This is a genomic window from Bacillus cereus group sp. BfR-BA-01381 (assembly GCF_022663555.1).
In the GTDB taxonomy this organism is placed as follows: domain Bacteria; phylum Bacillota; class Bacilli; order Bacillales; family Bacillaceae_G; genus Bacillus_A; species Bacillus_A pacificus.
Map to the genome: position 1 here is coordinate 21,390 of NZ_JAKUFR010000062.1, position 9,181 is coordinate 30,570.

Sequence of the window (9,181 nt, forward strand, 5' to 3'; positions counted from 1 at the left end):
CTACTTAAAATTACTTTATATTATAAACGATTCATAATATCTTCTTTAATAGTAAGTAACTTTTGTTCACTATTTTGTAAAGAATTGTCTTGAACACCGAAGTAGAACTTAATCTTCGGTTCAGTTCCAGATGGACGTAGGCAGAACCAAGAACCATCTTCTAATTGATATTTTAACACATTTGATTTCGGTAAGTGAATCTCTTCTTTATGTCCATTTTGTAAAGATGTAATAATGCTCGCTTTATAGTCTTCAACTGCTACAACTGTTAAACCCGCTACTTCTTTCGGAGGATTTTCACGGAATGTTGCCATCATTTCTTGGATTTGTTCCGCTCCATCTTTTCCTTTTAGCGTTAACGATACAAGATCTTCACGGAAGAAACCGTACTTCTCAAACACTTCTAATAGACCATCGTATAACGTTTTACCTTGTGATTTGTAGTATGCAGCTACTTCACATGCAAATAGAACAGATTGTACTGCATCTTTATCACGGCAGAATGGACGGATTAAATAACCATAGCTTTCCTCATAACCGAATTGGAATTCGTATTGTCCGCTTTCTTCATACTGTTTAATTTTCTCACCGATAAATTTAAATCCAGTTAACGTATCAACTGTATCTAAACCGTATGCTTTCGCGATTGTACGACCAATTTCAGACGTTACGATTGTTTTTAATACAACACCGTTCTCTGGTAGCGTTCCGTTTTCTTTCTTTTGAGATAATAAGTAATCAAGCATTAATGCACCTGTTTGGTTACCAGTTAATACTTGGAACTCACCATCGTGATTACGAACTGCTACACCAAGGCGGTCTGCGTCAGGATCCGTTGCGATTAACACATCTGCGCCTACCTTCTCACCGTCACGAATTGCATATTCAAATGCTGCATGCTCTTCTGGGTTCGGTGATTTTACTGTAGAGAAGTTCGGATCTGGTAACTCTTGCTCTTTTACAACTGTTACATCTGTAAATCCAACTTCTTTTAAACCACGGCGTACAGAAATATTTGATGTTCCGTGTAGTGGTGTGAAGACGATTTTTAAATCTTTCCCAACCTTTTGTACCATTTCTTTATTAATAATGACATTGTTCAATTCTGCAGCATATGCATCATCGACTTCTTGTCCAATAATATGTAATAAACCGTCAGCTTTTAATTGCTCCACGTCAGCAACCTCAACTGTTAATTCATCTTCCACTGCGTTTACGTAGCTAATTAATTCATCAGCTTCTTTTGGAGGCAACTGCCCACCATCTTCACCGTATACTTTATAACCGTTATATTCAGGCGGATTATGACTTGCAGTAAGAACGATTCCACTCACTGTATGTAAATGACGAACTGCGAAAGAAAGCACTGGCGTTGGACGTAAGCTTTCAAACACATATGTTGTAATGCCGTGTGCACCTAGTGTAGCAGCAACTTCCATTGCGAACTCAGGTGATTTATGGCGAGAATCATACGCTACAACAACACCACGCTTCTTCGCTTCTTCACCTAACTTTTCAATAAACTTCGCTAATCCTTGTGTCGCTTTACGAACTGTATATACGTTCAGACGGTTCGTACCAGCACCAAGTTCACCACGCATACCACCTGTGCCGAATTCTAGATTTTTATAAAAGCTGTCCTCGATTTTTTTCTCATCTTGCTTCATGTTTTCTAACTGTTCTTTTAGTTCTGCATCTAACTCTGCATATGAAAGCCAGCGACTAAATTCTTGTTTCCAGTTCATACTTCTATCTCCTCTCGCTTGTCATACCTTTATTATATGAAAAAAACAACCTGTATCTCAATATTTTTTACAATCTAACAGGATTTTACTAGGAATATTTGTATACACTATGATTAAATACTCCACTAAAGGGAATGAGGATTATGCAAGAATGGGGCTTGTCAGAAGAGCTCAAAATACAAACAAAGCAAATGATTGAAATTGCTGAAAAAGAATTATCAATTATGAGGCAGGCAATTGATAAAGAAGATGAATGTATTTTGTGCAAGATGGAAGATATTCATCATATGTTAGCAAATGTACAAACACTGGCAGCTACATACTATATTCAAGCGTATTTATCACCTTATACAGAAAGCTCACAGTTCATTACAACAGCTGTTCAACATTTAAGTGCCAGAAAACATGGTGCTCTTATTGTTGTGGAACGAAACGAGCCACTTGAATCTTGTATTCAAACTGGAACAACATTAAACGCTCATTTAACCGCACCACTGCTCGAATCGATTTTTTATCCAGGGAACCCTCTTCATGACGGAGCCGTTCTCGTTAAAAATAACCATATTGTTTCTGCTGCTAATATTCTTCCATTAACGAAAAGTACAGAAGTTGATCCTGAACTCGGAACACGTCACAGAGCTGCAATTGGCCTATCAGAAAAAAGCGATGCACTTATTTTAGTTGTCTCTGAAGAAACGGGCCGCACTTCCTTTGCTTTAAACGGGACTTTATATACAATTTCTCTATAAAGTGAAACTATCGTACGGGCCGTTCATTTGAGATAAAACAACCATATAAAAAGGCTGTTCCAAAATGTAGGAACAGCCTTCTCTTATTATCTTATTCTTCTCCGAAACGCTCAACAAGTGTTGCAAGTGTACGTACCATTGCACCTGTCGCTCCAGCTGGTCCTAAATCATGCGCTCCTGATGATTCGGATGTTCCAGCGATGTCTAAGTGTACCCAAGGTGTATCTTCAGCGAATTCACCTAGGAATGTACCTGCCATAACCGCATGTCCTTCGCGGCCTGGTGAGTTATTTAAATCAGCAAACTTACTGTTTCTCACGCGTTCTTTATCACGATCAAAAATCGGTAATTGCCAAATTGATTCATCTGTTTCCATAGATGCCTCTAGCACTTGCTCAAATAATTCTTCATTATTTGTCATTGCACCTGTCGTATGATTTCCAAGTGCAACAATTACTCCACCTGTCAATGTCGCAACATCAATTAGATAGTTTGCACCTAATTTTTTAGCATACGTAATACCGTCAGCTAATGCTAAGCGACCTTCTGCATCTGTATTTAATACTTCAATTGTTTTTCCGCTCATAGATGTGATTACATCGTCTGGCTTAAATGCTGTACCACTTACAACGTTATCTGTTGATGGAATAACAGCGATCACATTTTGCTCTGGGCGAAGTTCACCGATAATTTCCATCGCACCTAATACAGCTGCCGCACCGCCCATATCACCTTTCATACCGACCATGCCTTCACGTGGTTTTAAAGAATAACCGCCTGTATCGTATGTGATTCCTTTTCCAACGAATCCAATAACATCTGTCCACTCTTCTTTTCCTTTATAAATAAGAGCGATCATTTTTGGTGGCTCTACACTACCTTGGTTTACTGCAAGTAACGCACCCATACCAAGCTCTTCCATCTCTTCTTTCTCAAGAACTTTATAATCCATATCATACTTCTCAGCTAACTCAACAGCATACTCAGCGAGCTTTGTCGCTGTTAATACGTTTGGCGGCATATTTACAAGTGTACGAGCTGAATTTGTTGCACGTCCATGTACGTAGCCAACTGTTAATGCAGCTTCAATTTCTTGTGTATCTTCCGCTGTAATAGCCGTGAACTTCTCTAGCTCCACACGATCCTTTTTATCTGATTTATACGTTTGTAACTCATATGTACCAAGGCCTTGAACCTCTGCTGCGATATGAGCGACATCAATCGCGTCTAATTTCTCTGTTACGAAAGAATCAAGCAAGACTGCTGCATCTTGTACTTTTGCTGCTTGCAATGTTTTAAATGCCTTACCAAGAGCTACACGTAATGTTTCAGTCGTATAAGATTCTTTCTTACCTAAACCAACGAAATAATAGCGTTTCACATTTGTTTTTCCTAAACTATGTACTTTTGAAATAGCTTTCTTCTTCGTAGAAAGTTCTTTCTCTTCTAATAAAACTTGTAATTGTCCTTCAAACGCTTTGTCCAGTTCTTGTACAAAACTACTCGTTTTCTCTTCTTCAAATAAGGCAACAATCAGCGCTTCATGGCTTCCTAATTCTTTTTGTACGTGAAACATGTTCAGACCCCCTAAATTTCTCTACTCTATCTTTATTATAACTTTATTTTCGATAAAATGCGACAATTCTAACTTCTGTTACATCCGATATAAAATAAAAAAAGTCTAGGGTAATTACCACTAGACTATCTTTGTTTTAAATATTGACCACGAAACACTTGCATCGTTTCGTCTTGATTTAACATCGTTAACTCTTCTTCTGAAAACTTACCATTTCCTAGCTTAACTATATACACATTTACTTTTTTCTTACCCCATTGGCTATAAACATCTTTCACCGTATCATAATACAAATCAAGACGGTTTCCTTTTATTGCACCGCCCTTATCAGCTACTACACCATACCCATAACCTGGTATGAATAAAATTGTTCCAATCGGGAATACGCGTAAGTCCGCTGCGATTGTGGAATATAAATCCCTTTTCGCCTTAACACCTGAATATGTAATACCATACTCCGGATGTCCCGGCCTCTTACCAGTTGACTCAATTCCCGATGTATAACCTGTTGCAGTCATTTCAATTGAACGATATTTAGACCAGTCATTTGCCTGCTCTAAAGCATTTATCACTTCTTTACTCGGAGCAACATTTCTCTTAACTTCTGCTGCATGTACTTCTTTTGCACTCGTTCCCTCATATTTCTTTACAATCTCTAATAAAGAAACTCCTGTGAAAGCATTCCATGTTACGCATAATGCGGATACAAGTAAACAAGTCATCATAATGCGAATACAATATCGTTTTAACATTTTTATATTCCACACTCCTTCATCGTTAATCATTCCCTATACGATGAAAGAATATGCAAAAAAATAATCTCCAATTGCATTGGAGATTAAAACATTTGATATCCGCTTTTCCGAAGTTTCTTAATAACGATTCCGGCTAAAGCAGCACCAATCAATCCAGTAGATAAAATAAACACATCTGCTTGTCCTAAATGCGATACACTTGTCCCAAATGAAGAGAATGTTTCTTTTGGCTTTGAAAAATAATCCCACACACTCGCCTTATTAATAATAAGCATACAAACAATCGGATACACAATAACCATTACCCATGTCGCTCGTAATATCATGTTGAGTAAAAATCCAATTCCAAAAAACAAAATAAAAAATAACATCATTGAAATAAGTAGTACTGGTATACTCACTCTTTCTCCCTCTCCTTCGTACGTGCCGTAAATACGTGATAGGCTGTATAACCAAATTGCTCTCCTGGATTTAATGTTTTGTCCATTTCAAGATGTAATTCTGATTGTCTTTCTAACAAATATGTAATAAGCACAGAAGTATTTGGATCGTCCGCAATCGTATCCGGATGTAGAAACGCTACTTCAGACAATTCCTTCTCCTGTACAATAATCTCTTCCCCTTCAGGCTCCAAAAGGAAAATAATCATATTATCACTAATCTCATTGCGAATCACACCCGATCTAACACCAATGATCCCCTTCACATGAGCGACAATACCTGTCTCTTCTAACACTTCACGCTTCACAGCTTCATCAACGGTCTCACCTTCATTTACAAATCCAGCCGGTAAAGACCATTTCCCCTTTAATCCACTGTATTTCTTCTTAACGAATAGCCACCTGCCATCTTTTGTAGCTACTAGGCCACTGACAGCTAACCATACTTTTCCTCGCTTCTCCATGATGCAATACCCTCCTCTACCAGAACGGACAGAATATTCTTTCTTTTTATATATTATACTATATTTTTTAAATGAAAAAAGCAGAAACAGCTCTTAGCCGTTTCTGCTTTTTCTACTATATATTAAAAGAACTTTAATTTACCTTTTTTAAGAACTAATAAAGGTCCACCTAATAAGAATAGGTAACGGTTATCGATAACTTTCTTCATGAAGGAAGCTTTCCAACCTGTTAACTTTTTGCCCATAACAACGCCCATTGCATCGTCATGACCTAAAGAACATACAGATCCTTTATTATCGAATACGAATTTCTTCATTTCGCCTTTACCACGAACTAACACAGTTAAGTTGTGTGCAATGTTATAACCTTGTTGAATTGCAATCTGTGCTGTTGGTGGGTATGGACGGTTAATTTCTTCGTTAATGATTAACGCTGCGTCACCAACCATGAATACATCTTCGTATCCTGGAGCGTGCATGTACTCATCAACTTTTACACGTCCGCGCATTGCTTCAAAACCAGACTCTTCCACAATACCGTTACCACGAACACCTGCAGCCCAAACTACTGTTTCAGACTTAATTAATTCAGTGTCATCACCATTTGCAACGATAATACCTTCTTCAGTTGCTTCTTTAATTGCTGTACCGATGCGGAATTCTACACCTTTTTTCTCAAGTTGTTTCACAGCGTATTCTACTAACGCTGGATCGAAACCTGGAAGTGCTGTTGGAGCAGCTTCTACACAGATGATGCGTGCTTTTTCACGTGGTACATTGTACTGTTTACAAAGTTCAGGAACGCGGTTTGCAAGCTCACCTACGTACTCGATACCAGTAAATCCAGCACCACCAACAACGATTGTTACTAACTCATCGCGCTTTTCATCTGCATATTTAGCGAAGCTAGCTTCCATATGCTCACGAATTTGACGAGTTGCATTAATGTTAGCGATTGAGAATGCGTGCTCTTTTAATCCTGTAATTCCGAATGTTTCTGATTCGAAACCAAGACCGATTACTAAGTAGTCATATTCTAACTCGCCGTCTTTTAAGATAATGCGTTTTTCAGCAGCTTTAATTTCTACTACTGTATCTTGTACAAAGTTCACTTTATTTGTATCAATAACGTCTTGAATATCTAGACAGATTTTTTCATCTTGTAATGTACCAGCTGCGCTCTCGTGTAACCAAGTCGCTTGGTAGTGATAGCTGTTGTTGTTTACTAACGTAATTTCAGCTTCATTTACAGATAATGCTTTTTGCAGACGAACAGTCGTAATCATCCCGCCATAACCTGCACCTAAAACTACGATTTTTGGAGTCTTCACCAAATCACAACCCTTTTCTTTATATAATAGTAATGAAAAATAATACCAAGTACTAAAAACTCTATTTGTCAAGAATGTGGAATTTATCACATTCTATATCATAACAAAACGCAGTCAAAAAATCGTACGAATTTTGTCATAGAAATTTAACATAATACTTCCCTATATTAGTCGGTTTTATTCCAGAATTCAAGCGTCTGGAGAATTATCAATATTTTAAAATAACATAGCGTTTTCAAGGGTTTTTCAGCCTTTTTTTCATGTATTTTCCTTTCTGTATATTTTATACAATGTAAAAAGCATCTATGCGAAAACTTACACACAATTCAGTCGTTTTCAGAAGTATTATGAACTCAAATATGCTATCATTTATTTGAAAGTGTCATCATTTGCAGGATTTTCGTGTACATATGAACAATATATGAAATCAATATCAAAATTCCATCTATAGGGGGAATGAAAGTGGCAGAAAATCAAAAAGTTTACGACATAACAATTATTGGTGGTGGTCCAACAGGACTATTCACAGCATTTTATGGTGGTATGAGACAAGCAAGTGTAAAAATTATTGAAAGCTTACCTCAGCTTGGAGGACAATTATCCGCACTCTACCCTGAAAAATACATTTATGATGTAGCCGGATTCCCGAAAGTGCGTGCACAAGAATTAGTTGATAACTTAAAAGAGCAAATGAAGAAATTTGATCCAACCGTTTGTTTAGAAGAAGCTGTTGATACGCTTGAGAAACAAGCTGACGGTATATTTAAACTTGTTACAAATAAGCAAACTCACTATTCTAAATCAGTAATTATTACTGCTGGCAATGGTGCTTTCCAACCACGCCGCTTAGAATTAGAGGGAACAGCAAAGTATGAAAAGAAAAACTTACATTATTTCGTTGATGATATGAATAAATTTGCTGGTAAGCGCGTCGTAGTATTTGGCGGCGGCGATTCAGCTGTTGATTGGACAATGATGTTAGAGCCAATCGCTGACAAAGTTACAATCGTTCATCGCCGTGATAAATTCCGTGCGCATGAACATAGCGTAGAAAGCTTAATGAACTCTCGTGCAGAAGTAAGCACACCATACGTTCCAGTAGAACTCATTGGTGATGACAAAATTGAACAAGTCGTTCTTCAGCATGTAAAAACGGAAGAAAAAATTATCATCGATGTTGATGATGTAATCGTAAACTACGGCTTCGTTTCTTCCCTTGGCCCAATTAAAAACTGGGGCTTAGATATACAAAAAAACAGCATTCTCGTGAACTCGAAAATGGAAACAAATATTCCTGGCATTTACGCTGCTGGTGACATTTGTACATATGAAGGAAAAGTAAAACTCATTGCTTGCGGCTTCGGTGAAGCACCAACAGCAGTAAACAATGCAAAAGCTTACTTCGATCCAAACGCAAAACTTCAACCGATGCATAGCTCTAGTATGTTTTAATATACAAAAATAAAGCTCCTTCCATGTATGGAAGGAGCTTTTCTTTATATATCAAAAACAAAAGCACAATGAATCCAATACAAGATCGAACTCATCGTGCTTTTCACCTAAAAAAGAATTATTGTTTTCTTCTTCTACCTAATATGAATAATACTCCGCCAACTAAGAATGAAATTCCCGCACCAACTGACATCATCAATGGAGATGCTGCCCCTGTTTTAGGTAATTCTCTTTCTACTTTTACTTGCGGCTCTTTAATTAATTTTTCCAATCTGACTTCTGGATTTTCTGGTTTCACCTCTGGTTCCTTCGGCTCTTTCGGATCCTCCGGTTTCACTTCTGGTTCTTTTGGATCTTCCGGTTTCACTTCTGGTTCTTTCGGATCCTCCGGTTTCACTTCTGGCTCTTTTGGATCTTCCGGTTTCACTTCTGGTTCTTTCGGATCTTCCGGTTTCACTTCCGGCTCTTTTGGATCTTCCGGTTTCACTTCTGGTTCTTTCGGATCTTCCGGTTTCACTTCTGGCTCTTTTGGATCTTCCGGTTTCACTTCTGGCTCTCTCGGATCTTCCGGTTTCACTTCTGGCTCTTTTGGATCTTCCGGTTTCACTTCCGGCTCTTTCGGCTTAATTGAGACTGTTGGTTCAAGCGGTTGATTTATTCCATCATCAA

General features: G+C 37.9%; 9 protein-coding genes. 2 read left to right on the plus strand and 7 right to left on the minus strand.

Annotation, left to right across the window (positions count from 1 at the left end; all coding sequences use genetic code 11):
• Positions 1–20: 20 nt before the first annotated feature.
• Positions 21–1,745: a phospho-sugar mutase gene (locus MR079_RS19650; protein WP_242294472.1), complete on the minus strand. Its 1,725-nt coding sequence runs from the start codon at positions 1,743–1,745 to the stop codon at positions 21–23.
• A gap of 143 nt (positions 1,746–1,888) precedes the next feature.
• Between MR079_RS19650 and cdaS the strand changes: the two genes are divergently transcribed.
• Entirely contained in the window at positions 1,889–2,494 is a 606-nt protein-coding gene (cdaS, locus tag MR079_RS19655) for a sporulation-specific diadenylate cyclase CdaS (RefSeq protein WP_139868165.1), read from the plus strand.
• A gap of 91 nt (positions 2,495–2,585) precedes the next feature.
• Here cdaS and pepA read toward each other — a convergent pair whose 3' ends face one another.
• The 5 genes from pepA to MR079_RS19680 all read right to left on the minus strand — a co-directional run bounded on the left by pepA (position 2,586) and on the right by MR079_RS19680 (position 7,060).
• Positions 2,586–4,070, minus strand: a complete 1,485-nt coding sequence (gene pepA, locus MR079_RS19660; protein WP_139868167.1) for a cytosol aminopeptidase — start codon at positions 4,068–4,070, stop codon at positions 2,586–2,588.
• Between the two features lie 125 nt (positions 4,071–4,195).
• The gene (locus tag MR079_RS19665; protein WP_000920108.1) at positions 4,196–4,822 is read right to left on the minus strand and encodes a 3D domain-containing protein; all 627 of its coding nucleotides are present in this window, start codon (positions 4,820–4,822) and stop codon (positions 4,196–4,198) included.
• An 86-nt stretch (positions 4,823–4,908) separates the two neighbouring features.
• A complete protein-coding gene (locus MR079_RS19670; RefSeq protein WP_061183240.1) occupies positions 4,909–5,226 on the minus strand; it encodes a YuiB family protein in 318 nt (105 codons plus the stop codon).
• The gene (locus tag MR079_RS19675; protein ID WP_000415312.1) at positions 5,223–5,729 is read right to left on the minus strand and encodes an NUDIX hydrolase; all 507 of its coding nucleotides are present in this window, start codon (positions 5,727–5,729) and stop codon (positions 5,223–5,225) included. The genes MR079_RS19670 and MR079_RS19675 overlap by 4 nt, the downstream gene beginning before the upstream one ends.
• 122 nt (positions 5,730–5,851) lie before the next feature.
• Positions 5,852–7,060 (minus strand): NAD(P)/FAD-dependent oxidoreductase, encoded by a 1,209-nt coding sequence (locus MR079_RS19680; protein WP_000856615.1) that lies wholly within the window; start codon positions 7,058–7,060, stop codon positions 5,852–5,854.
• Between the two features lie 462 nt (positions 7,061–7,522).
• On the opposite strand from MR079_RS19680, the gene MR079_RS19685 reads away from it, so the two are divergent.
• On the plus strand, positions 7,523–8,512 hold the full coding sequence (locus MR079_RS19685) for an NAD(P)/FAD-dependent oxidoreductase (RefSeq protein WP_000829779.1): 990 nt from the start codon (positions 7,523–7,525) through the stop codon (positions 8,510–8,512).
• Positions 8,513–8,630: 118 nt separating this feature from the next.
• Here MR079_RS19685 and MR079_RS19690 read toward each other — a convergent pair.
• On the minus strand, positions 8,631–9,181 hold a 551-nt coding region (locus MR079_RS19690), incomplete at its 5' end, for an LPXTG cell wall anchor domain-containing protein (protein ID WP_242294473.1).

Coding starts and splice junctions, on each gene's coding strand:
- MR079_RS19650 (WP_242294472.1), bottom strand. CDS start 1,745: ATGAACTGGAAACAAGAATTTAGTCGCTGGCTTTCATATGCAGAGTTA.
- cdaS (WP_139868165.1), top strand. CDS start 1,889: ATGCAAGAATGGGGCTTGTCAGAAGAGCTCAAAATACAAACAAAGCAA.
- pepA (WP_139868167.1), bottom strand. CDS start 4,070: ATGTTTCACGTACAAAAAGAATTAGGAAGCCATGAAGCGCTGATTGTT.
- MR079_RS19665 (WP_000920108.1), bottom strand. CDS start 4,822: ATGTTAAAACGATATTGTATTCGCATTATGATGACTTGTTTACTTGTA.
- MR079_RS19675 (WP_000415312.1), bottom strand. CDS start 5,729: ATGGAGAAGCGAGGAAAAGTATGGTTAGCTGTCAGTGGCCTAGTAGCT.